Annotated in this window: 22 protein-coding genes; 11 read left to right on the top strand and 11 right to left on the bottom strand. The window is 68.5% G+C overall.

The features are described 5' to 3' along the window. The first annotated feature begins 5 nt into the window (after positions 1-5). Positions 6-242 (top strand): ParD-like family protein, encoded by a 237-nt coding sequence (locus tag KPB06_RS19025; protein WP_059573988.1) that lies wholly within the window; start codon positions 6-8, stop codon positions 240-242. Continuing rightward, positions 242-1,048, top strand: a complete 807-nt coding sequence (gene map / locus KPB06_RS19020; protein ID WP_104012350.1) for a type I methionyl aminopeptidase — start codon at positions 242-244, stop codon at positions 1,046-1,048. The genes KPB06_RS19025 and map overlap by 1 nt, the downstream gene beginning before the upstream one ends. Positions 1,049-1,161: 113 nt before the next feature. Here map and KPB06_RS19015 read toward each other — a convergent pair whose 3' ends face one another. Then, positions 1,162-1,665, bottom strand: a complete 504-nt coding sequence (locus KPB06_RS19015) for a GAF domain-containing protein (protein ID WP_104012349.1) — start codon at positions 1,663-1,665, stop codon at positions 1,162-1,164. A gap of 114 nt (positions 1,666-1,779) precedes the next feature. Then, on the bottom strand, positions 1,780-2,697 hold the full coding sequence (locus KPB06_RS19010; RefSeq protein WP_059573985.1) for a LysR family transcriptional regulator: 918 nt from the start codon (positions 2,695-2,697) through the stop codon (positions 1,780-1,782). A gap of 111 nt (positions 2,698-2,808) precedes the next feature. Here KPB06_RS19010 and KPB06_RS19005 point away from each other — a divergent pair, with 111 nt between their 5' ends. Continuing rightward, entirely contained in the window at positions 2,809-3,675 is an 867-nt protein-coding gene (locus KPB06_RS19005; RefSeq protein WP_059638301.1) for a pirin family protein, read from the top strand. A gap of 126 nt (positions 3,676-3,801) precedes the next feature. Continuing rightward, positions 3,802-4,293 (top strand): GNAT family N-acetyltransferase, encoded by a 492-nt coding sequence (locus KPB06_RS19000; RefSeq protein WP_104012348.1) that lies wholly within the window; start codon positions 3,802-3,804, stop codon positions 4,291-4,293. Between the two features lie 15 nt (positions 4,294-4,308). On the opposite strand, the gene KPB06_RS18995 is transcribed toward KPB06_RS19000, so the two are convergent. From KPB06_RS18995 to KPB06_RS18985, 3 genes are read right to left on the bottom strand one after another with little or no spacing between them, the layout of a single operon-like run. Continuing rightward, a complete protein-coding gene (locus KPB06_RS18995) occupies positions 4,309-5,178 on the bottom strand; it encodes a cytochrome c oxidase assembly protein (RefSeq protein ID WP_059638305.1) in 870 nt (289 codons plus the stop codon). 10 nt (positions 5,179-5,188) lie between these two features. Beyond that, positions 5,189-5,635 carry a copper chaperone PCu(A)C gene (locus KPB06_RS18990; RefSeq protein WP_104012347.1) on the bottom strand — a complete coding sequence of 149 codons (447 nt, stop codon included), beginning with the start codon at positions 5,633-5,635 and terminating at the stop codon, positions 5,189-5,191. Between the two features lie 8 nt (positions 5,636-5,643). Beyond that, the gene (locus tag KPB06_RS18985) at positions 5,644-6,258 is read right to left on the bottom strand and encodes an SCO family protein (protein WP_059573980.1); all 615 of its coding nucleotides are present in this window, start codon (positions 6,256-6,258) and stop codon (positions 5,644-5,646) included. Between the two features lie 281 nt (positions 6,259-6,539). On the opposite strand from KPB06_RS18985, the gene otsB reads away from it, so the two are divergent. Both otsB and otsA read left to right on the top strand, forming a co-directional pair. Beyond that, entirely contained in the window at positions 6,540-7,292 is a 753-nt protein-coding gene (otsB, locus tag KPB06_RS18980) for a trehalose-phosphatase (RefSeq protein ID WP_059573979.1), read from the top strand. After that, a complete protein-coding gene (gene otsA, locus KPB06_RS18975) occupies positions 7,289-8,674 on the top strand; it encodes an alpha,alpha-trehalose-phosphate synthase (UDP-forming) (RefSeq protein ID WP_059573978.1) in 1,386 nt (461 codons plus the stop codon). Before otsB ends, otsA begins: the two co-directional genes overlap by 4 nt. Before the next feature lie 78 nt (positions 8,675-8,752). Here otsA and KPB06_RS18970 read toward each other — a convergent pair whose 3' ends face one another. Beyond that, on the bottom strand, positions 8,753-10,588 hold the full coding sequence (locus tag KPB06_RS18970; protein ID WP_104012346.1) for an ABC transporter ATP-binding protein: 1,836 nt from the start codon (positions 10,586-10,588) through the stop codon (positions 8,753-8,755). 557 nt (positions 10,589-11,145) lie between these two features. Here KPB06_RS18970 and KPB06_RS18965 point away from each other — a divergent pair. The 3 genes from KPB06_RS18965 to KPB06_RS18955 all read left to right on the top strand — a co-directional run bounded on the left by KPB06_RS18965 (position 11,146) and on the right by KPB06_RS18955 (position 13,758). Beyond that, positions 11,146-12,210, top strand: a complete 1,065-nt coding sequence (locus tag KPB06_RS18965; protein WP_034186533.1) for a glycosyltransferase family 4 protein — start codon at positions 11,146-11,148, stop codon at positions 12,208-12,210. Positions 12,211-12,445: 235 nt separating this feature from the next. Then, complete coding sequence (locus KPB06_RS18960; protein WP_060965771.1) at positions 12,446-13,255, top strand: hypothetical protein; 810 nt, start codon at positions 12,446-12,448, stop codon at positions 13,253-13,255. Positions 13,256-13,293: 38 nt separating this feature from the next. Next, the gene (locus tag KPB06_RS18955) at positions 13,294-13,758 is read left to right on the top strand and encodes a DUF2214 family protein (RefSeq protein WP_059638311.1); all 465 of its coding nucleotides are present in this window, start codon (positions 13,294-13,296) and stop codon (positions 13,756-13,758) included. 122 nt (positions 13,759-13,880) lie between these two features. On the opposite strand, the gene gudD is transcribed toward KPB06_RS18955, so the two are convergent. Further along, positions 13,881-15,233, bottom strand: coding sequence for a glucarate dehydratase (gene gudD / locus KPB06_RS18950; RefSeq protein WP_099316213.1), 1,353 nt, complete (start codon positions 15,231-15,233; stop codon positions 13,881-13,883). 359 nt (positions 15,234-15,592) lie between these two features. On the opposite strand from gudD, the gene KPB06_RS18945 reads away from it, so the two are divergent. Continuing rightward, positions 15,593-16,342 (top strand): FadR/GntR family transcriptional regulator, encoded by a 750-nt coding sequence (locus KPB06_RS18945; protein ID WP_011544971.1) that lies wholly within the window; start codon positions 15,593-15,595, stop codon positions 16,340-16,342. Between the two features lie 142 nt (positions 16,343-16,484). On the opposite strand, the gene KPB06_RS18940 is transcribed toward KPB06_RS18945, so the two are convergent. From KPB06_RS18940 to pdxY, 3 genes are all read right to left on the bottom strand, one after another. Continuing rightward, positions 16,485-17,633: a branched-chain amino acid ABC transporter substrate-binding protein gene (locus KPB06_RS18940; protein WP_104012345.1), complete on the bottom strand. Its 1,149-nt coding sequence runs from the start codon at positions 17,631-17,633 to the stop codon at positions 16,485-16,487. 372 nt (positions 17,634-18,005) lie between these two features. Next, positions 18,006-20,150, bottom strand: a complete 2,145-nt coding sequence (locus KPB06_RS18935; protein WP_275906230.1) for a phosphocholine-specific phospholipase C — start codon at positions 20,148-20,150, stop codon at positions 18,006-18,008. A 253-nt stretch (positions 20,151-20,403) separates the two neighbouring features. Then, a complete protein-coding gene (gene pdxY, locus KPB06_RS18930) occupies positions 20,404-21,264 on the bottom strand; it encodes a pyridoxal kinase PdxY (protein ID WP_060313304.1) in 861 nt (286 codons plus the stop codon). Between the two features lie 185 nt (positions 21,265-21,449). Here pdxY and KPB06_RS18925 point away from each other — a divergent pair, with 185 nt between their 5' ends. Beyond that, complete coding sequence (locus tag KPB06_RS18925; protein ID WP_099316216.1) at positions 21,450-22,511, top strand: alpha/beta fold hydrolase; 1,062 nt, start codon at positions 21,450-21,452, stop codon at positions 22,509-22,511. A gap of 39 nt (positions 22,512-22,550) precedes the next feature. On the opposite strand, the gene KPB06_RS18920 is transcribed toward KPB06_RS18925, so the two are convergent. Continuing rightward, on the bottom strand, positions 22,551-23,549 hold the full coding sequence (locus tag KPB06_RS18920) for an LLM class flavin-dependent oxidoreductase (RefSeq protein WP_059573969.1): 999 nt from the start codon (positions 23,547-23,549) through the stop codon (positions 22,551-22,553). Positions 23,550-23,778: the final 229 nt, after the last annotated feature.

Here is a 23,778-nt window from a genome sequence, read left to right as displayed (position 1 = left end):
GATATATGGGCATCATCAAGATTTCCGAGCACATGCATGAACGGCTGCGCTCGACGAGCACGGCGCTGAGCCGGTCGATCAACGCGCAGGCCGAACACTGGCTGCGCGTCGGGATGCTGGCGGAACTCAACCCGGCGCTGTCCTACGGCGACATCTGCAAGATGTTGATCGAAGCCGAGGCGCGGGGCGGCGACGCGAGGGCGGCGGAACCGGTCGCGCATCACATCGAGCAGGTGGCGTAATGGCGAAGCGAGAAATCCCGATCCGCGGCGCTGCGGAAATCGCGAAATCGCGCGAAGCCGCGAAGCTCGCGTCGCAGGTGCTGACGATGATCGCCGAGCATGTGAAGCCGGGCGTCACCACCGACGAGCTGGACGCGCGCTGTCGCGAGTACATCGTCGACGAGCTGGGTGCGATTCCCGCGAACATCGGCTACCACGGCTATCCGAAGACGCTGTGCACGTCGGTCAACCACGTGGTCTGTCATGGCATTCCGACGTCGCGGCCGATGCGCGACGGCGACATCGTGAACCTCGACATCGCGGTGATCAAGGACGGCTGGTTCGGCGACACGAGCCGCATGTATTTCGTCGGCGAACCGAACGAACTCGCGCGGCGGCTCGTCGCGGCGACCTACGAGGCGATGCATGCCGGCATCCGCGCGGTGCGTCCGGGCGCGACGCTCGGCGACGTCGGCTACGCGATCCAGCAGGTCGCGCATCGCGAAGGGTTCAGCGTGGTGCGCGAGTATTGCGGGCACGGCATCGGCGACGTCTATCACGACGAGCCGCAGGTGCTGCACTACGGCCGCCCGGGCACCGGCGTACCGCTGCGGCCGGGGATGATCTTCACGATCGAGCCGATGCTCAACGCGGGCAAGCGCGATACGCGCGTGCTGGCCGACGGCTGGACGGTCGTCACGAAGGACCATTCGCTGTCCGCGCAGTGGGAGCACATGGTCGTGGTGACGGAAACGGGCTTCGAGGTGCTGACCGAGGATGCGACGCCGCAGGCGTTCGCCGCGTCTTCCGGCGCGCACGCAGCCTGACGCGGCCTGATGCGGCCAGCGCGCCGCATCCGGCGGCGCGGCGTTGCAATGAAACGGGCCCCTTCGCGGGGCCCGTGTCGTTCGCGGCGGCCGGCGCCGCCGCGCAGCGACGGTCAACCGCGCGCCTTCCGCCACGCGTGTTCGACGAACGCGCGGCACAGCGCTTCCATTCCTTTGCGGTCTTCGTCGTCGAAGCGCGCGGCGACCGGGCTATCGACATCCCATACGCCGATCAGCGTGCCGTCGCCCGCCACCAGCGGCACGACGATTTCCGATTCCGACGCCGCATCGCACGCGATATGGCCGGGGAAGTCGTGCACGTCGCGCACGACCTGCGTCTCGCGGGTTTGCGCGGCCGTGCCGCACACGCCCTTGCCGAGGGCGATCCGCACGCACGCGGGCTTGCCCTGGAACGGCCCGACCACGAGCTCGGTGCCGTCGAAGAAGTAGAAGCCGGCCCAGTTCAGGCGATCGAGCGAGTGATAGACAAGCGCGGAGAAATTCGCCGCATTGGCGGTCAGGTCGCGTTCGGATTCGACGAGCGCGCGGGCCTGCTCGACGAGCGTCGCGTATTGATCGGCCTTGGAGGCGGTGGGGTCGTTGGACAGCGTGAACATGGCGGGAAAGCGATAGGGGTTGTCAAAAGGCGCACTGACGGCGCACTGCGCGTACCGCAGTCTACGGCACGCGCGGGCGGTCTGCAGCGCACGATGGGGTGGGAGGCGGCACGCTCAGTCGGGTTCGAGCGCGGCGAACCGCTCCGCCAGAAAGTCGAGCAGCGCCCGGACCGCGGGCAGCAGCCCGCGACGCGATGCGAACACCGCGTGCACGATCTCGCGGCGCGGCGCCCAGTCGGGCAGGACGGTCGTCAGTTCGCCGCGTGCGACTTCGTCGCGCACCATCATCGTCGGCAGCTGCACGATGCCGACGCCTGCGACGGCCGCCGCGCGCAGCGCGAGCATGCCGCCCGTCACCAGGCGCGGCTGGTGATGGATTTCCGCCTGCGCGCCGTCGGGCCCGCGCAGCCGCCACACGTGCGTGGACTGCGGCACGCCGTGATCGAGGCTCGGCAGGCGCGCGAGATCGGCGGGAACGGCCGGCACGCCGTGCTCGCGTAGCAGCGCGGGGCTCGCGACGAGACACTGGCCGCGCTCGGCGAGCACGCGCAGCGCGAGATCGCTGTCCTCGAGCGGCGGCGGACGCACGCGGATCGCGACGTCGATCCCTTCGCCGACCACGTCGACGCGCCGGTTGGTCGCTTCGAGATGGATCTCGACGCGCGGGCAGGCGGCCATGAATGCGGCGATCATCGTGCCGACCAGCGAATCGAGCAGCACGATCGGGCAACTGACGCGCACGATGCCGCGCGGCTCCTCGTGCAGCAGCGCGATCGCCTCGTCGGCGGCGTCGGCCTCGACGAGCATCGCGCGGCAATGCGCGTAATAGGTCTGGCCGACGTCGGTGACCGTGAAGCGGCGCGTCGAACGCTGGATCAGCCGCATCCCGAGCCGCGCCTCGAGCAGCGCGATTCGGCGGCTCAGCTTCGATTTCGGCATGTCCAGCGCGCGTCCGGCCGGCGCGAAGCCGCCGTGTTCGACGACCTGCACGAAGTAGTAGAGATCGTTGAGATCCCGCGCTTTATCGTTCATGAAATGGAACGCTGAGTGCGATTTCGGCAGTCTACCGGATGGATCGTTCCATCTCTATATTGTTATTCAAAGATGCGAAACACGGGTTTCGCCGCAATATGGAGAAGGGCAATGAAGAAGATCCAGGGTGTCTACAGTGCGCCGCGCGGCCATTGGGTCGGCGACGGTTTCCCGGTGCGTTCGATGTTCAGCTATCAGTCTCACGGCGCGCATCTGAGCCCGTTCCTGCTGCTCGACTACGCCGGGCCCGCGAACTTCGAGCCGGCTTCGGCGCCGCGCGGGGTCGGCCAGCACCCGCACCGCGGCTTCGAAACGGTGACGATCGTCTACGACGGCGAAGTCGCGCACCGCGACTCGACCGGCGCGGGCGGCACGATCGGCCCGGGCGACGTGCAGTGGATGACGGCCGCGAGCGGGATTCTGCACGAGGAATTCCACTCGGAGGCGTTCACGAAGCGGGGCGGCCCGCTCGAGATGGTGCAGCTGTGGGTGAACCTGCCCGCCGCGGACAAGATGGGCGCGCCGGGCTACCAGACGCTGCTGAACGCCGATATCCCGGTGGTCGAGCTGCCGGAAGGCGCCGGGCGGGCGCGGATCATCGCTGGCGAACTCGACGGGCGGCGCGGCCCGGCCCGCACGCACACGCCGATCGACGTGTGGGACGTGCGGCTCGTGGCAGGCGGCCACGCGCGGTTCCCGATCGCCGAAGGGCGGACGCTCGCGGTAGTCGTGCTGAGCGGCACCGTGCAGGTGAACGGCGAGACGGTGGCGCGCGAAGCGCAGTTCGTGCAACTCGGCCGCGACGGCCGAGACGTCGAGATCGAGGCGAACGGCGACGCGAAGCTGCTGATCCTGAGCGGCGAGCCGATCGACGAGCCGGTCGTCGGTTACGGCCCGTTCGTGATGAACTCGCAAGCGGAGATTCGCACCGCGATCGAGGACTTCAACAACGGCCGCTTCGGTCGGATGCCGGCATGACGAGCAGGCCCCGCGCGATGCGGGGCTTTTTTTCGCGTGCGGGCAGGCAGTCGCGCGGGATACGCGCTTCGGGGCATAATCGACGGTTGCCGCGCGCCGGCCGGCGCGCCCGAATCAGGACCCCACATGAACGCATCCGCACCCGCCGCACTTCCGAGCACCGCCGATCTCGACTGGCGCTGGAAACCCTTCGACGCGCTGACGGCGCGCGAAATCTATTCGATCCTCGAAGCGCGCAGCGCCGTCTTCGTCGTCGAACAGAACTGCGTGTATCGCGACATCGACGATGCGGATCAGGCCGCGTGGCATCTGGCGGCCTTCGATCCGGCCGGCCGCCTGGCCGGTTATCTGCGCGTGCTGCTGCCCGACGCGCAGCATACCGACGTGCGCATCGGCCGCGTGCTGACGACCGCCGCGTTTCGCGGCGCGGGCCTCGGCAACGGGCTGCTGTCGCGCGCGCTCGAGCATATCCGTGCGCAGTGGCCGGAAACGCCGGTGAGCCTGCATGCGCAGGCCCACTTGCAGCGTTTCTACGGGGCATTCGGCTTCACGCCGAGTTCGGACGTGCACGACGAGGACGGCATTCCGCACGTGTGGATGAGCAGCGCGCGCGCGTGACGCGCGCCGCGGCGGTCAGTGCGCGGCGCGTGCGACCGGCGGCTCGTCCGCAGGCTGCGCGGCCCGTTCGCCGATCAGGCGCCCGCGCGCGGACAGCCGCAGCCAGTGCCGCAGCGCGATCAGCGCGCCGATCACGCTCATCATCGAGCCGGGAATCCACAGCAGCAGGCCGCCGATCTGCTGGTCGCGCATCGGGCTCAGCCACGTGAACGCGCGGCCGCAGATCGAGTAGATCGGATACAGCTCGTGCGGCGTGAAGAAGATCAGCGCGCCGAGCGCGATCTGCGGCGGGATCGCAGCGACGACGATCAGGATCCGGCGGCCCGGCGACAGCCGCGCGGGCGGCGCGGGACGCGGATCGACGACGAGCCACCAGAACAGCAGCCCGTCGATCACCATGCTCCAGTTCATCACGCGATACAGGCGCCAGTCGAGCATCGCGATGAAGTGGATCGGCGACAGCAGCCAGAAATAGATCAGCCCGACGAACAGCACGACCGCGACGACCGGATGGAACACCACGTCGAGCGTCGCCCGTACCGGCGCCCACGCAAGCGCGGGACGCACGAAGCGCTGCCGCCAGCGGAACGGAATGCCCGCCCGGATCGCCGCGCCCGGATAGGACAGCGCGATGAAGAACGGCCCGAGGTGATGCAGCACGAGGTGCTGCGCGCGGTGCAGGAAGAATTCGTGCTCGAAGAAATAGTCGAGCCGCGTATGCAGCGCGATGTAGAGCGCCGTCAGCCCGAACCAGAACGAGAACTGCCGCAGCGGCGACACCTTCGCCTTCTTCACGCCGCGCGCGAACAGCACGGCGGCCGTGAGCACCGCGATGACCACGGTCGGCGACGGTTCCCACGGATCGAGCCAGTACAGGAGGTTCATCGCGCGCGCATCACTTCGCCTTGGCCGGCGATTTCACGGCGAACGGCGCATCGACCGTTTCGCCGTCGGAGAATTTCAGGCGCAGGTGCACGGTGTCGCCCGGTTTGATCGCGTGCTTTGGCTCCTCGAGCATGAAGTGATAGCCGCCCGGCGCGATGTCGACCTTGCCGCGCGCGGGGATGGTCAGCTTGTCGACCATTTCCATCTTCTGCGTCGAGCCGTTCGATACCGTCTGGTGCAGCATCGCCATCCCGTAGTCGGGGCTGTCGACGTCGACGAGGTCGATCGGCTTGTCGCCGGTGTTCACGAGCGTCACGTAGCCGCCGGCGGGCAGCTTGTTCGGCAGCCAGCGCACCCACGCGTTCTGCGCGCTGATCGCGCCGGAGGCATATGCGTGGGCGCCGGCGCACAGCGCGGCGAGGAGGGCGAGCGTCTTGAGTGTCGTTTTCGTGTTCATGGCGCGGTTCAGGTCGTGGAGGCGGTGTCGATGATCCGGCGCACATCGGCGGCGATGGCGTCGGGCGAATCGCGATCGGTCGCGAGCAGGCGTGCGCGGCCGGTCGCGTCGAAGATGTAGACGGCCGAGCTGTGCGTGACTTCGTAGCCGCCGGACGGATCGCGTTTTTCCATCTGGTACGCGACGCGATAGCGCTTGGCGAGCGACTCGATCTGGCCGTCGGTGCCGGTCAGCCCGCGCGCATGCGCGGGGTCGAACGCGGCGACATAGGACTGCATCGCCTGCGGCGTATCGCGCGCGGGATCGACCGATACGAACAGGATGCGCACGTTGTCCGCCCGGGGGCCGAGCTTCGCGAGCACGTCCATCAGCCGCGCCAAGGTTTCGGGGCAGACATCGGGGCAGTGCGTGTAGCCGAAGTAGACGAGCGCGACCCGGCCGCGGAACGCATCGGCGTCGACGGGACGGCCGTCGCCGCCCGTCAGCCTGAACGACAGGTCGGGCAGGTGGCCGGTGACGTTGGTCAGGTTCCAGCGCGGCTCGTCGCGCGTGCACGCGGCGAGCGCCACGGCGGCGGCGAGGGCCGCGGACCTGCGGATGAGGCGGGAGAGGCGAGACGGCATCCTGGGCTCGATCGGGCGAAATGGGTGACCGGCCGGCGCGATGCCATGCGTCGCGCGGCAGGCGGTTGCGACTGTAGCGCAATTCGCGCGCCTGCGTCCTTTTGAAACCGGTACGGTGCCGGCCAGCGGGGCAATATGTCGCAGTTGACGCGGTGGGGCGGCGCGAGGTTCGCGCTGCCCCGGTTTCGCCCATCTGGGGGCGCAGGCGCGGTAAGATGCGCACAACTCCATTCGCGCAGCGGCGGCCGGCGTGTGCCGGCCGCCCTCAGACTATCGAATCGATGCAATCCGTTCCGGCTTCCCTGTCCCTGACCGATACCGCGTTCTTCTTCGACTTCGACGGCACGCTCGTCGAGCTGGCGCCGACGCCCGACAGCATTCGCGTTCCGCCGTCGCTGCTGACGCTGCTCGACGAATTGTCGCGCCGCTCGCACGGCGCGGTCGCGATCGTGTCCGGGCGCGGCATCGACAACCTCGACACGTTCCTGAAGATGCCCGACCTGCCGATCGCCGGCCTGCACGGCGCGGAGCGCCGCGACGCGAACGGCGACACGCAGCGCATCGGCTTCAACGACGAACGCCTGCTGCGCATCGAGCGCGAGCTTGCCGACGTGGTCGACCGCCATCCGGGCATGCTGCTCGAAATCAAGGGCGCGGCCGTCGCGCTGCACTTTCGCAATGCGCCCGAGCGCGAGGCGGTGGCGCGCGAGGCGGCCGAGCGCCTCGTCGCCGACTATGCGGATGCGTACGTGCTGCAACCGGGCAAGATGGTGTTCGAGATCAAGCCGAAGGGCGTCGACAAGGGCCGCGCGCTGGCCGCGTTCCTCGACGAGCCGCCGTTTGCTGGCCGCGTGCCGCTGTTCGCGGGCGACGACCTGACCGACGAGAAGGGCTTCGCGGTGGTCAATGCGCGCGGCGGCCTGTCGATCAAGGTCGGCGCGGGCGAGACGTCCGCGCGCATGCGGCTCGATTCGGTCGACGCCCTGCATGAGCAGATCGCACGCTGGCTCGGCGCGGGGCAGCCTCACGCATGAGCCGGCTCATCATCGTTTCAAACCGCGTCGCGCCGATCTCGGAAGGCGAACCGGCGGCGGGCGGCCTTGCGATCGGCGTCTACGACGCGCTGAAGGAAACCGGCGGCATGTGGTTCGGCTGGAGCGGCGACGTGGTCGCGTCCGGCGCGCCGCAGCCGCAGATCCGCATCGAGGAGCGCGGGCCCGTGACGTTCGCGACCGTCGGGCTGTCGCGCCGCGATTACGACCAGTATTACCGCGGTTTCTCGAACGCGACGCTGTGGCCCGCGTTCCATTACCGCGCGGACCTGATCCAGTACGATCGCCACGAATTCGACGGCTACCGCCGCGTCAACGTGTGGCTCGCGCAGCAGCTCGTGCCGCTGCTGCAGGACGACGACGTGATCTGGGTGCACGACTATCATCTGATTCCGTTCGCGCGCGCGCTGCGCGACGCCGGCGTGAAGAACCGCATCGGCTTCTTCCTGCACATCCCGTTTCCGGCCGCGCAGGTGCTCGTCAACGTGCCGCCGCACCGCGAGCTCGTCGAGTCGCTGTGCGCGTTCGATCTGCTCGGCTTCCAGACCGAGCCCGACCTGCGCGCGTTCTGCGACTACGTCGAGTTCGAGGCGGGCGGCGACGTCGAGCGCGACGGGAATACGGTAAGCGTGCATGCGTTCGGCCAGACGCTGCGCGCGGCCGCCTATCCGATCGGCGTGTATCCGGACGAGATCGCGTCGCTCGCGCAGGCGGGCGAAAACGGCAAGGCGGTGCGTACGCTCGCGACGTCGCTACGCGGGCGGCAACTGATCATGAGCGTCGACCGGCTCGATTATTCGAAGGGGCTCGTCGAGCGCTTCCGGGCCTTCGAGAAGCTGCTCGAGCACCAGGCGTCGATTCGCAACCGCGTGTCGTTCCTGCAGATCGCGCCGTCGACGCGCGCGGACCTGCGCGCATACCAGGACATCCGCCTGCAACTCGAGGCGGAATCGGGGCGCATCAACGGGCGCTACGCGGAACTCGACTGGGCGCCGATCCTCTACATTCACCGCCAGTACGACCGCCAGCTGCTGGCCGCGCTGTACCGGCTCGCGCGCGTGGGCTTCGTGACGCCGCTGCGCGACGGGATGAACCTCGTCGCGAAGGAGTACGTGTCCGCGCAGAATCCGGACGATCCGGGCGTGCTGGTGCTGTCGCGCTTCGCGGGCGCCGCACGCGAGCTTACCGGCGCGCTGATCGTCAATCCGATCGATATCGACGGGATGGCCGATGCGCTGTCGCAGGCGTTGACGATGCCGCTCGCCGAGCGGCGCGCACGCTACGCGGACATGATCGCGCAGCTTCGCGAGAACAACGTGTCGGTGTGGCGGGACAATTTCCTGCGCGATCTGCAGCAGGTCTGACCGGATTGCCCCCGCTGCAATTGAAAAAGCCGCCGTGCGCAAGCAAGGCGGCTTTTTCGTCGGCGGTATGCCGGCGCGTCAGGCCACGCGTTCGCCGGTGGGCGTGTTGCCGTCGACGGGCGCCGCGTGATGGCGGCCGTGCTGCTTCGCGAGCAGGTCGCGGTACAGGCCGGGACGGTTGCGCAGCACGTCGGGCGGGCCGTCGTCGATCACCTTGCCGTTGCTCATCACGATGATGCGGTCGAAGTTGCGCAGCGTCGACAGGCGGTGCGCGATCGCGATCACCGTGCGGCCGACCATCAGGCGGTCGAGCGCGCTCTGGATCGCTTCCTCGGACGCGCTGTCGAGCGCCGACGTCGCTTCGTCGAGCAGCAGGATCGGCGCATCCTTCAGGATCGCGCGCGCGATCGCGATGCGCTGGCGCTGGCCGCCCGACAGCTTGACGCCGCGGTCGCCGACGATCGTGTCATAGCCTTCCGGCATCGCCTCGATGAATTCCGCGCAGCGCGCGTCGCGCGCCGCGGCGAGCACTTCCTCGCGGGTCGCGTCGGGGCGGCCGTACGCGATGTTGTCGTAGATCGTCCGGTGCAGCAGCGAGATGTCCTGCGGCACCAGCGCGATCGCATGGCGCAGGCTGTCCTGCGTGATGCCCTTCACGTCCTGGCCGTCGATCTTCACGACACCGTCCTGCGTGTCGTAGAAGCGCTGCAGGAGCGCCAGCACGGTCGACTTGCCGGCGCCCGACTTGCCGATCAGGCCGACGCGCTGGCCCGGCTCGATATGGAGGTCGAAATGGTCGAGGATCGGGCGGCGGTGCGGGTACGCGAACGTCACGCGCTCGAAGTCGACGCGGCCGCCCGTGGCCGACAGCGGCTGCGCGTCGGAACGGTCCGGCATCCCGTGCGGTTCGAGCAGCGTCTTCACCGCTTCGGACAGGCGTGCGACGTGCTGCGTGACGTCGACGAGCGCGACCGCGAGGTCGCGCGTGCCGTGCAGGATCGTGAAGCCGAGCGAGCTGACGAGCACGATGTCGCCCGACGTCGCGCGGCCCTGGTCCCACAGCCACAGCGCCCAGCCGAGCAGGCCGGCGGACAGCATCGCGGTGATCACCGCGTGCAGCAGGCGCAGCTTTTCGAGATAGAGCAGGCTTTGCTGGCGCGCATCCATCTCCGCCTTCACCGTCGCGCTGAAGCGCTTCTGTTCGCGCAGCGTCATCCCGAATGCGCGCACGAGGCCCATGTTGCCGATCACGTCGACGAGCTCGCCGTCGACCGCCGCGGCCTTCGCCGCGAATGCGTGATGGCGTGCCGAGCCGCGACCGGCCAGCTTGAACAGGATGACGGAAAGCACGGCCGAACAGCCGAGCAGGCCGGCCGCCATCAGCGGATTGACGACGATGATCATCAGGATCGCGCCCATCACCGCGATGCACGGCGGCAGCACGTTCCACGCCATCGTGTTCTCCGACGTGTAGACCGCGTTCGACGTGGCCGTGATGCGGCTGGCGAGCGTGCCCGGCTGCTTCTCCGAGTAATACGTCGGCGAATGGCCGATCAGGTACTGGAACAGGTCGCGCCGCAGGTCGCCGGTGACCGCGACGAACGTGTGCGCGGCGACCCAGCCGCCGACGCGCCACAGCAGGTTGTCGGCCGCGATCAGGCCGACGAGCAGCGCGAACGCGCTCCACAGCGGGCCGGGATGATGCCGCCCGGTCGCCAGCACGTCGATCAGGTGCTTGATCGCATATTGGGAGCCGAGCGCGCAGCCGACGGCGGCCAGCACGCTGCAGAGCACCACCAGGTGCGCGACCGGGTGCAGGCGGATGTAGCGGAACAGGAACGCGATCGGCCGATGCGCGTAGCTCGACAGCTTCGCGTTGTGGGCGTTGCGCTGGGCAGGGGTGAGAGATTCCAAAATATGCGTGCGGTGATTCGGTGATTGAGCGTGGCGGCTGGATCGCAGGCCGGCGCGCTCGGACTGAATAATCCGGCATTGTAAACAAGGCCGCGCGTCGCGCTGCGCGAATCTTGCCTTGGCCAGGGGCTCGCGTTCGATTTTGAGATAAAATCCGGCATCCCGTCCTGCCGCGTGTGCCGGAATCACGCTGCCGGCAGCTGCGGGTTAACGAGGATCGCCAAAACGGCCTTCCACTCTAGAACGGACGCCCGAGTCCGCGGGTTGCAAAGTGTTGCGCCTTTGTAACAAAGTAAAGAGTTTGAAATGTCGTGCGCCGTATCGGGATTAACCCTAGATAATCGGCTCCGGGTTCGATTCCAGGTTTTTTACGAACCCCTGTCAACGGGTCTTCGTTTCAAACGTTCTATGCCTGTCGCGTCGACGACGCTCCTTGAGCAGCGCGGGTTCGACGCCCCGGCAGGCTGATTCGTCCGACTTTCGGACGACATGCATCCCGGCCCCCGGCAGGTTGCCGACCCATACCTGGTTTTTTGCCGATTTTTTAGGAGTTACGCATGCGAATCGCCCAAATCGCTCCGTTGCATGAAGCGGTGCCCCCGAAACTGTACGGCGGTACCGAGCGAGTGGTGTCCTACCTCACCGAAGCACTCGTCGAGATGGGGCATGACGTCACGCTCTTCGCGAGCGGCGATTCGCAGACCTCCGCGAAGCTCGAAGCGTGCTGGCCGCAGGCGCTGCGCCTCGACCCGACCATCCGCGACGTGATGGCCCCGCACATGCTGCTCCTCGAGCAGGTGCGCCGCCGCGCGGAAGAGTTCGATGTCCTGCACTGCCACATCGACTACTACCCGTTCTCGCTGTTCTCGCGCCAGCCGGTCCCGCATCTGACGACGATGCACGGCCGTCTCGACCTGCCGGAGCTGCAGCCGATCTTCAACGCATTCAGCGACGTGCCGGTCGTGTCGATCTCCGACAACCAGCGCATCCCGCTGCCGCAGGCGAACTGGCTGTCGACCGTGTATCACGGCCTGCCGGAAAACCTGCTGACGCCGATCCCGAACGTGAAGCCGAGCTACCTCGCGTTCCTCGGCCGCATCTCGCCGGAAAAGCGCGTCGACACCGCGATCCGCATCGCCGAGCAGGCCGGCCTGCCGATCAAGATCGCCGCGAAGCTCGACAAGGCCGACCGCGCGTACTACGAAGAGAAGATCAAGCCGCTGTTCGCGCTGCCGCACGTCGAGTACATCGGTGAAATCAGCGAAGCCGAAAAGACCGAATTCCTCGGCAACGCGCACGCGCTGCTGTTCCCGATCGACTGGCCGGAGCCGTTCGGCCTGGTGATGATCGAGGCAATGGCTTGCGGCACGCCGGTGATCGCGTTCAAGCGCGGCTCGGTGCCGGAAGTGATCGACAACGGCGTGTCGGGCTTCGTCGTCGAAGACGAACTGTCGGCCGTCGCCGCGCTCAAGCGCCTCGATACGCTGCCGCGCGAGAAGGTTCGCGCCGCGTTCGAAGCCCGTTTCTCGTCGAAGGTGATGGCGCAGAACTACGTGAAGGGCTACGAGGAACTGCTGCGCCAGAAGCGCCGCACGGTGCTCCGCGAAGTCAACGCGAGCTGATTGCGGGCCGCCGCCGCATGGCGGCGCGCGACCGTACGACGCCCCGTCCGGGTCTTCCGGCGGGGCGTCGTCACATCCGCGGCGCGGATGTGTTGTATTCTCGCCGCGCCCGGCGGCGCGAACCGCCTTCGAAGCGGCCCGGCACGCCATCCGGCCGTCTGTCCAGACGGTAATGTCCCTATAATGGCCGTGCCGTGAAATCCGGCCCGGTACGAATATCCAGAGGAGAGCAGTCTTGGCGAGAACGAAAACCACGCGCGCAGCGCCGGCCCCCGGCGCCGGTGTGATCTTCGCGTTGCGCGCGATCGGTCTCGTGCTGCTCGCGCGCTGGCTGTTCTCGATGTCCCAGATGGGCTATCGCTCGTCGCTGTCGGCGATGGTGTCGTCGCCGTGGGCATTCATCTACCTCATCCTGATCTTCCTGCTGCTCGCGCTGCCGGGTGCCGCCGCACGGGCCGAGCGGCCGTTCCATCCGCTGCCGCAGTGGCTGCGCCAGGCGCTGCGCGTGTTCGCGCTGATCGGTTTCCTGTTCGCGGTGTGGTCGATCGGCGCCTTCACGTGGGCGGCCGGCTGGCGCCGCGCGCTGCACGCGGTGACGGCCACCAACGGCTGGCTCGTCGCCGCGCCGGCGCTGTACGCGGCGATCGTGTGGATCTGCCGGCCGCGGCCGCTGTGGCGGACCAACGTGGCCGCGCGCCGCTTCGCGGTCGGCCGGTATGCGATCTCGCTCGACATGCTGACGCGCACCGCGATCGTCTGGATGGAAAGCCGCAAGGTCGGCCAGTACGACGCGCGCGAACTGTCGGTGCGCTGGCCCGGCCGCGCGGCGCCCGCCGCGGGCGAACAGGGCGAGCAAGGCGCGCAGCCGGCGGTCGTGCCGCCGCGTCGCGGCAGCCTGTTCAATCGACCGAAGGTGGAGCTGCTGTGGGATTCGCCGGCGGCTGTCGGCCACAACCGGCAGATCGTGATGCGCACGCCGCTCGCGACCGAAGGCGACCGCGTCGCGGTGCTCGCGCTCGACGCGGCGCTCAAGCAAATCGTCTGACACGGCCCGCGCACGGACGCGGGCGACAAGGAGGCGCGATGATCGTCCGTTGGTTGCTGGCTGCCATCCACCTGAGTGCGTTCGGCGTCGCGTTTGCCGCGATCGCGGCGCGTAACCGCGCGTTGCGCCGGCTCGTCGCGTCGGCGCAGGCGGCCGATTTGCCCGGCGTGTTCAAGGCGGATGCGCTCTGGGGGCTGTCCGCGCTCGTCCTGATCGCGACGGGCCTCGCGCGTGCGTTCGGCGGTTTCGAAAAAGGGACCGCGTACTACCTGCACGAACCGCTCTTTCACCTGAAGATGACCGCGCTCGTGCTGATCCTGCTGCTCGAGGTCGTGCCGATGCTGGGGTTGATCCGCTGGCGTGTCGCCGCGCGGCGGCAGCAGATGCCCGATATCGACCGTGCGCGCACCTATGTGCGGATCGGCCACTGGCAGGCGGTGCTGGTGATCGTCATCGTGTTCGCCGCGTCGGGGATGGCGCGGGGGATCGGTGCGGCCGGCTAGGTGCGGCTGGCTAGGGACGCCCGGTTAGGGACGCCCGGTTAGGGACGCCCGGTCAGTGATCCCCGGCTAGAGGCGGCCGCCCGGGCGTGACCGGGCGACGTTGCCGCCCGGTCGGTCCGTGCTCAGCGCACGAGGCACGGGCGCTTGTTGTTGAACGTCCAGCCCGGAATCAGATACTGCATCGCCGCCGCGTCGTCGCGGGCGCCGAGGCCGTGCTGCTTGTACAGCTCGTGCGCGAGCGCGACCGCATCCATGTCGATGTCGATGCCGAGCCCCGGCCGCTTCGGCACGTCCACCAGCCCGTTCTCGATCTTCAGCGGCTCGCGCGTCAGCCGTTCGCCGTCCTGCCAGATCCAGTGCGTATCGATCGCGGTGACCTGGCCCGGCGCCGCGGCCGCGACGTGCGTGAACATCGCGAGCGACACGTCGAAGTGGTTGTTCGAATGCGAACCCCACGTGAGGCCCCAGTCGCGGCACATCTGCGCGACCCGCACCGAGCCCTGCATCGTCCAGAAGTGCGGATCGGCGAGCGGGATGTCGACGGCGTGCAGCTGCACCGCATGGCCCATCTGCCGCCAGTCGGTCGCGATCATGTTGGTCGCCGTCGGCAGCCCCGTCGCGCGGCGGAATTCGGCCATCACCTCGCGGCCCGAGTAACCGTTCTCCGCGCCGCAGGGATCTTCCGCGTACGCGAGCACGTGGTGCTGGTCGCGGCACAGCCGCACGGCCTCGTCGAGCGACCACGCGCCGTTCGGATCGAGCGTCACGCGCGCGTCGGGGAAGCGCTCGGCGAGCGCCGTCACGGCCTCGATCTCGCTTGCCCCTTCGAATACGCCGCCCTTCAGCTTGAAGTCGTTGAAGCCGTAGCGCGCATGCGCGGCTTCGGCGAGCCGCACGACGGCTTCGGGCGTCAGCGCGGCTTCGTCGCGCACGCGCGTCCAGTCGTCGGTCGCGCCGCGGCCGTCGCGATAGGGCAGCGCCGTCTTCGTGCGATCGCCGATGTAGAACAGGTAGCCGAGCATCTCGACACGCTCGCGCTGCTGGCCTTCGCCGAGCAGCGCGGCGACCGGCACGCCGAGATGCTGACCGAGCAGGTCGAGCAGCGCGGCCTCGAGCGCGGTGACCGCGTGGATCGTCGTGCGCAGGTCGAAGGTCTGCAGCCCGCGGCCGCTCGCGTCGCGGTCGGCGAAGGTGCGCCGCACGTCGTTGAGCACCGCGTGATAGTTGCCGACCGGCTGGCCGACGACGAGCGCGCGCGCGTCGTCGAGCGTGCGGCGGATGCTTTCGCCGCCCGGCACTTCGCCGACGCCCGTGCGACCCGCGCTGTCCTTCAGGATCACGAGGTTGCGGGTGAAGAACGGGCCGTGCGCGCCGCTCAGGTTGAGCAGCATGCTGTCGTGGCCGGCGACCGGAATCGCTTGCAGGTCGACGATGCGCGGCGTGTCGGGGGAGGGCGAGGCAGTGACGGCGTTCATGGGCGGCGATGGCGAGAGAGTGGGCGATGCCGTGCGGCAAAAGCTTTGCCGCGCGCGGCGGGAGGTGCGATCATTCGACAACCGATGTGCGCGGCGCGCAAGGCCCGCATGTCGACGCAACCCGAAACGGGGTGAAAGCGGCAACCGGGCCGGCGGCGCGCGAAACGCGAACGCGGCCCGATTGTCACGCACGGGACCGGGGCGGTGCTGAACGGCCGACCTGAGTCGACAGGAGATCCGTGCGCCGATCATCAGTCGTCGGATGACTTGTGACGCAGTATAATGAATCATCGGCTTTCGCTCAAACCCCGCGTAAACCCTCGGCTCACATTACGATCATTCAAAAAGGAACCGGCCACATGTCCGTGCCTACGCTTCCCGCAGCGCCGCGCCGTCGCGCACGCAGCCTCGCACAAGATGTCGTCGACGCGCTGACCGCGCAGATCGAAAACGGCACGCTGCGTCCCGGCGACAAGCTGCCGACCGAAACCGAAGTCATGGCGGCGCAGGGCGTGAGCCGCACGGTCGTGCGCGAGGCGATCTCGCGGATGCAGGCGAGCGGCCTCGTCGAGACGCGCCATGGCATCGGCAGCTTCGTGCTGGAGCCGTCGCGCCGCCAGACGCTCGGCATCGATCCCGCGACGATCACGACGCTGCGCGACGTGCTCGCGGTGCTGGAGCTGCGCATCAGCCTCGAAAGCGAGTGCGCGAGCCTGGCCGCGCAGCGCGCGAACGATGCCGATCTCGCCGCGCTGCGGCGCGCGCTCGACGCGATCGCGACGGGCGCGGGCGGCGGCCGCGACACCGCGCAGCTCGACTTCCAGTTCCACCTGCAGATCGCGCAATCCACCGGCAACCGCTATTTCGTCGACATCATGACGCAGCTCGGCACGTCGATCATCCCGCGCACGCGCGTGAACTCGGCGCGTTTTGCCGGCGACGACCTGGAGCGTTACGTGGGCCGGCTGAACCACGAGCACGAGGACATCTACGAGGCGATCGCGCGCCACGACCCGGAAGCGGCCCGCGCCGCGATGCGCACGCACCTTACGAACAGCCGCGAGCGGCTGCGCCGCGCGCACGAGGCGGCGGAGGCCGAGGCCGGCTGACCGCTGGCCGGGGCGTGGGGTCCGCGCGGCGGCGGGCCTGCCTCGAATCGCTTCAACATCAGTCGTCATACGAGATCGGTGCGGGCCCCGCCGGTCTCAGCGGCGAGGCGGCGTTTCCGCCGCCGGCCGCCTCCGTCTCCGATCAGCCTCCCTTCGTCACGATCGTCTTCCACGCGCCGTTCTTCACCTGGTACAGCGTCGACATCCCGCTCTTCAGCGAGCCGTCGTTCGCGAACGAGATGCGGCCGGTCACGCCTTCGAAGTCGATTTTCTTGAGCGCCGGGCGATAGGCCTTCGGGTCGGTCGAGTTGGCCGCCTGCATCGCCTTGATCGCCGCCCACGCCGCGTCATAGCCGAACTGCGCATACGAGAGCACGTCGACGCCGAAGCGCTTCTTGAAGCGTGCCTCGAAATCCTTGCCCTGCGGCAACTCGTCGAGCGGACGGCCGTATTCCCATGCCATCGCGCCTTCGGCGGCCGGGCCCGCGATCTTGATGAACTCGTTGTCCTTCACGCCGCCGCCGCCGACGAACTGCGCATTCAGCCCGAGCTGGCGCATCTGCTTGATGAAGTTCGCGGCGAGCGAATCGAGGCCGCCGAAGAAGATCAGGTCGGGATTCTTGGCCTTCAGGCTCGTGACCTGCGCGCGGAAATCGACCGCCTGGTTGTTGGTGAACTCGCGGCCGATGAGGTTGCCGCCCGCGGCCTTCACGGCCTTCTCGAATTCGTCGGCCTCGCCCTGGCCGAACGCGGTGCGGTCGTCGATGATCGCAATGCGCTTCGCCTTCGTCACCTCGACCGCGTACTTGCCCGCGTTGCCCGCATTCTGGCCGTCGGTCGCGATCACCATGAACATGTTCGCGAGCCCGCGCGACGTGAGCGTCGGGTTGGTCGCGGCCGGGTCGATGACCGGAATGCCGGCCTTGTCGTAGACCACCGACGCCGGGATCGTCGTCCCCGAATTGAAGTGGCCGACCACGACCGACACGTTCTGGTCGACCAGCGCCTGCGCGGCCTGCACGCCGATGCGCGGATCGGCCTGGTCGTCCTGCACGACGAGATTGAAGCGGGCGGGCTTGCCGGCGATCTGCACCTTCTGCGCGACCGCATCGTCGAGCGCGAGCTGGACACCGTTTTGCAGATCCTTGCCGTAGCCGGCGTTCACGCCGGTGAGCGGCGCGGCGAAGCCGACCTTCACGTCGGTTGTGTCGGCCGCCTGCGCGGCCTGTTGCGAGAGGAGGGCAAGCGCGGAGGCGATGGACACCGACAGCAGGGAATGACGGAATTTCATGTTGTTCCTCTTGTTCGACACCGGCGAGTGGATACCGCGCGCACCAGGACGGGCCCGGGCGCGTGCGACGGGCGGGCGGTTCGACCGCTTCTCGGAATCGGGCGGGGAGGTCGGCATCGTGACCCTCGGAAACATCTCCCGGCAGGCTCCGCGAAGAGCCCCGATTGCCTCGATATATAGGTCGCCGATATGCGCGGGTCTTGGAAATTTGCCGCGCATTCGATGCGGATTTGCGCATAGCTTCCGCGCGACCGGCCACGGCCGGTATCGGGAGTTTCCCGTCGCGAACGGAACGGGCGCGCAGAAGGGGGGAGCGGTGCGGGGCAAGGGCGCGGCGCGGCCTGTCGGGGCCGCGCCGCGCGTGGGCCGACGTCAGTCGGACAGGGCGTCCGAGGCGGCCTCGGCGTCGTCGTGCGACGCGGTCGTGCGGATCAGCGGGTCGCTGGTGCTCGGGCGGCCCGTTTCGACGTGGCCGGCGAAGCGGCGCAGGAAGCCGAGCTGCCGGCCGTCGCTGACGGTCAGGTCGTACCAGCCGTGGCTGCCGCGCAGGTCCCAGTAATCGTCGACGTGCGCGCCCGGCGCGAGATCGAACGTACGCGCGTGACCGTGGCCGTACGCGTTCGTGACCTTGAGCCGCACGGCCTTGTGGCCGCGGTTCATCAGGCGCAGCGTGATGTTGCCGTTCGCGACGTCGTAGCCGTAGATCACTTCGGGGTTCACGTTCGCGCTGCCGACGCCGGTCGCGAACGGGCCGCGGAAATGGCAATAGAAGCCGTTCGGGCCGTATACGTCGAGGTCGTACAGGCCGAGCGACGCGGCCGCGCTCCACGTATCGGCGATGCGTTTGCCGGCTTCGACCGTGTACGTCCACGGGCCGTCGACGCGGTTGCGCGACTGGACCTGGAACGCGGCGCCCGCGCGGCCCGTGTTCGCGAAGGTCAGCCGGAACTGGCCGTTCGCGGCTTCGACGCGGCCGTGCACGAACAGCTCGTACGGCAGCGCGCGCGCCGGGCGCAGCCCGGCTTCCTGTTTCGGCAGCTTCTGCAGCACCGGCGGCACCGGGATGTAATCGGGGTGGCGATTGCGATCCGGCGGCGCGTAGCCGCTCGTATCGGGCAGCGTCGGCCAGCCGGCGTCGGCCGTCGCGAAGTCGAACGCGGCGGTCAGGTCCCCGCACACCGCGCGACGCCACGGCGACACGTTGGCGGCCGTGACCGGATACTGCGCGCCGAACCGCGCCTCGATGAATTGCAGCAGCGACGTGTGATCGAAGGTCTGCGAGCAGACCCAGCCGCCCTTGGTCCACGGCGACACGACCAGCATCGGCACGCGCGGCCCGAGCCCGTACGGGCCGGCCATGTGCGATGCGTCGCCGGCGAAAACCTCGTTGGTCGTCGCGACCGTCGACAGCCCGTTCTCGCGCGACTGCGGCGCGAACGGCGGCGGCACGTGATCGAAGAAGCCGTCGTTTTCGTCGTACGTGATGAAGAGGGCGGTCTTGCTCCACACGTCGGGATTCGACACGAGCGCCTTCAGCACCTGCTCGATGTACCACCCGCCGTAGTTCGCGGGCCAGTTCGGGTGCTCGGAATACGCTTCCGGCGCGCAGATCCACGACACCTGCGGCAGCGTGCCGTTCTTCACGTCCTGTTGCAGCACGTCGAACAGCGTGCCGCCGGCGCTGATGTTGGTGCCGGTGCGCGCCTTGTCGTACAGCGGCGTGCCGGGCAGCGCGGTGCGGTACTGGTTGAAGTAGAGCAGCGCGTTGTCGCCGTAGTTGCCGATGTACGGGTTCTGCGTCCAGCCCCACGAGCCGTTCGCGTCGAGCCCCGTGCCGACGTCCTGGTAGATCTTCCACGACACGCCGGCCTGTTCGAGCACTTCCGGATACGTCGTCCAGCCGTAGCCCTTTTCCTCGTTGCCGAGCACCGGGCCGCCGCCCGTGCCGTCGTTGCCGACGTAGCCCGTCCACATGTAGTAGCGGTTCGGGTCGGTCGAGCTCGGGATCGCGCAGTGGTACGCGTCGCAGATCGTGAACGCGTCGGCGAGCTGGTAATGGAACGGGATGTCGTCGCGCTTGAGGTACGCCATCGTCGTGGTGCCCTTGTTCGGCACCCACTGATCGTAGCGGCCCTTGTTCCACGCGGCGTGCATGTCCTGCCAGCCGTGCGGCAGGTCCTGCAGGAACTGCAGGCCGAGCTTGTCCGCGCCGGGGTGGAACGGCAGCAGTTCGGCCGGGCCGACCGGCTGGTGAAACACCGACTTGCCGTTCGCGAGGCGCAACGGGCGCGGGTCGCCGAAGCCGCGGACACCGCGCATCGTGCCGAAGTAGTGGTCGAACGAGCGGTTCTCCTGCATCAGGATCACGATGTGTTCGATGTCGCGGATCGTGCCGGTGCGGCGGTTCGCGGGAATCGCGAGCGCATCCCGGATCACGGGCGGAAACAGGTTCAGCGCGGCGGCGCCGGCAGTGCCGGCGGCGACGCGCAGGAAGTCACGACGGTTCGATCGGGTCATGGTCGTTATCGTGCGGTAAAGGGGGAGCCGATTGGCGGGACCTGCGGGAAAGGCGCGCACCGAATCGCAGGATGCGGCTGCGTCGGTGCGTGCCGCCGCGAGCATAGCGAGGAATCGGTGTCATTCATGTGAAGTCCGGAAACGTTTGCATGGACGGCGAACCGGTATCGGGATGCGCATCGCCGGCGGTCGTGGTGTAACGGGGAAAGCAGGAAAGCAGCGCGGCGGAGCAGCGCAACGCGGTGCCGGCGCGTCAGGCGTCGGTCACCCACGCGCCGAACCATTCGCTCGGGCGGGCGATCTCGTCCTGCGCGGCGACGAGTTCGAGTTCGTAACGGCGTGCGTCGTAGGTGGCCTTCACGACCGCATGCACGGCCGCGAGCGTGTGTTCGAACGCGGCGCGCACGGAGTCGCCGCGCAGCCGGCACGCGACGAAGATCGCGCTGGTGAGGTCGCCGACGCCGACCGGGTGGCGCGGAAACGCATACAGCGGCCGCTGGCCGATCCACGCTTCGGTTTCGGTGACGGCGAGCATGTTGAAACGGTCGGCCGGGCTGTTGCGGTCGTGCAGGTGCTTGACGAGGATGATCTGCGGGCCGCGGCGGATCAGCGCGCGGCAGGCGTCGACGGCTTCGGCGACGGTCTCGATGCGCCGCCCGGCGAGCTTCTGCAGTTCGGTATGGTTCGGCGACATGCCGTCGGCGAGCGCGGGCACCTCCTGGACGATGAATTCCTCGACGCCGGGCTCGGGCCGGATGCCGCCCGTCTGGCCCATCGCCGGATCGCAGAAGTACCACGCGTTCGGATTCATCGCCTTCACCGAGCGCACGATCTCGACCGCCGCGCGCGCCTGCGGCGGCGAGCCGAGGAAGCCGGACAGCACCGCGTCGCAACGCTTGAGCGCGCCGATGGCGGCGATGCCGTCGACGAGCTGTTCCATCTTCGCGGCATCGATCGCGCTGCCGGCCCAGTGGCCGTACTGCATGTGATTCGACAACTGGACGGTGTTGAGCGGCCAGACGTTGACGCCGAGGCGCTGCATCGGGAACACGGCCGCACTGTTGCCGGCATGGCCGTAGATGACGTGCGACTGAATGCTGAGGACGTTTTTCATGGGAATTCGCCTGCACGCGTTTCAGGGTCACGTCACACGATACCCGAGTTCGTCATACGCGCGGAAGTCGCGCGGCCCCGGAGTGTTGCGCGCCGTCGTCACGCGAGCGCGTAGAATCGCGGGGCGCGAGCCCGTCCCGCTGCACTCCGGCGGCCCGCGCGCGTCCCCCCATCACCGTGATCGCCATGCTTTCGATTTGCAAGATGTTGTCCGTCGCGCGTGCCGCGGTGCTCGGCGCGAGCGCCGCCGCCGCGTGCGCGCTGCCCGTTGCGGGCGTTGCCGCGACGCCCGCCGCCAACGACGGGCCCGCGTACGGCCCGCGGCTGGAAGGGTTTGCGTATCCGGCGCCCGTGCACGTGTACGCGTTCGTGTCGCAGCGGGAAACCCTCGAGATGGCGTACCTCGACGTGCAGCCCGCGCACCCGAACGGCCGCACCGTCGTGCTGCTGCACGGCAAGAACTTCTGCGCGGCGACCTGGGAAGACACGATCGACGTGCTGAGCCGCGCCGGCTATCGCGTGATCGCGCCGGACCAGATCGGTTTCTGCAAGTCGTCGAAGCCCGAGCGCTACCAGTACAGCTTCCAGCAACTCGCGCGCAACACGCACGCGCTGCTCGAATCGGTCGGCGTGAAGTCGGCGACGATCATCGGCCATTCGACGGGCGGGATGCTCGCGGTCCGCTACGCGCTGATGTATCCGAAGGCGACCGACCAGCTCGTGCTTGTGAACCCGATCGGCCTCGAGGACTGGAAGGCGCTCGGCGTGCCGCCGCTGTCGGTCGACTACTGGTATGCGCGCGAGCAGAAGACCACGGCCGACGGCATCCGCCGCTACGAGCAGGCGACCTACTATGCGGGCAAGTGGTCGCCGTCGTACGAGCGCTGGGTGCAGATGCTCGCCGGGATGTATCGCGGCGCCGGCCGCGACGCGGTCGCGTGGAACTCCGCGCTGATCTACGACATGATCCTCACGCAGCCGGTGGTCTACGAATTCGGCGCGATCCGCGTGCCGACGCTGTTGATGATCGGCGACAAGGACACGACCGCGATCGGCAAGGACGCCGCGCCGCCCGACGTGCATGCGAAGCTCGGCCGCTATCCGGAGCTCGCGAAGCGCACGCAGGCCGCGATTCCCGGCGCGCAGCTCGTCGAATTCCCGGCGCTCGGGCACGCGCCGCAGATCCAGGACCCCGACGCGTTCCACAAGGCGCTGCTCGACGGGCTGGAGGCCGTGCGCCCGCAGTGACGCGGAGCAGGCCGCCGCCGGCCGCGCACCGTCGGGCGGTCAGCCTGCCTCGTTCGCGAGCTCGTCGCGGATCTGCGCGGCCAGTTCGAACGAGCGCAGCCGCGCGGCGTGATCGTAGATCTGCGCGGTGATGATCAGCTCGTCGGCGCCCGTCTGCGCGATGCGCTCGCGCAGCTTGTCGCGCACCGTGTCGCGCGAGCCGACCGCCGCGAACGACAGCGAATGCGCGACGGTCGCGAGTTCGAGTTCGTTCGCCTCGAGCACGTCGACGGGCGGCGGCAGCTTGCCCGGCGTGCCGCGCCGCAGGTTGATGAACTGCTGCTGCAGCGACGTGAACAGGCGCCGTGCCTCGTCGTCGGTCTCGGCCGCGAACACGTTGACGCCCACCATCGCATGCGGCTTCGGCCACGCGGCCGACGGCCGGTACTGCGCGCGATAGATCTCGAGCGCGCGCATCAGGTAATCCGGCGCGAAGTGCGACGCGAACGCGAACGGCAGCCCGAGCATCGCCGCGAGCTGCGCGCTGAACAGGCTCGAACCGAGCAGCCACACCGGGACGTCGAGCCCCGCGCCGGGCACCGCCCGCACGCGCTGGCCGGGCACCGGCTCCGCGAAGTAGCGCTGCAGCTCCGCGACGTCGTCCGGAAACGAATCCGCGCTGCCGATCAGGTCGCGGCGCAGCGCGCGCGACGTGGTCTGGTCGGTGCCGGGCGCGCGGCCGAGGCCGAGGTCGATGCGCCCCGGATACAGCGACGCGAGCGTGCCGAACTGTTCGGCGATCACGAGCGGCGCATGGTTCGGCAGCATGATGCCGCCCGAGCCGACCCGGATCGTGCGCGTGGCGCCCGCGACGTGGCCGATCACGACGGCGGTGGCCGCGCTCGCGATGCCCGGCATGTTGTGATGCTCGGCCAGCCAGTAGCGCCGGTAGCCCCAGCGTTCCGCGTGCTGCGCGAGATCGACGGTGTTGCGGAACGCTTGCGAGGCGTCGGCGCCGGCCGGGATGGGGGCGAGATCGAGTACGGAAAACGGTGTCATCGGAAGACCTTCGAAACGGGTGGCGTGGTGATGCGCTGACGCAACAAACGCCAACGATTTTGCCAAAGGGTTCCGGAACGTGCTGGCGGCGCGCGCATACCCATGCGCCTTACAGGGACGCAGGGTTCCTTGCGATGATCGTTGCAAAAATCAATCTAATCGCTGGTTAATTACCAAACTTTACGGCGATTGGAAATGAAACCGCATCGACATACAAATTTGCACGAAA

The organism is Burkholderia semiarida (assembly GCF_029268935.1).
Taxonomy (GTDB): Bacteria; Pseudomonadota; Gammaproteobacteria; order Burkholderiales; family Burkholderiaceae; genus Burkholderia; species Burkholderia semiarida.
This window is presented reverse-complemented; position numbering and strand designations above follow the sequence as displayed.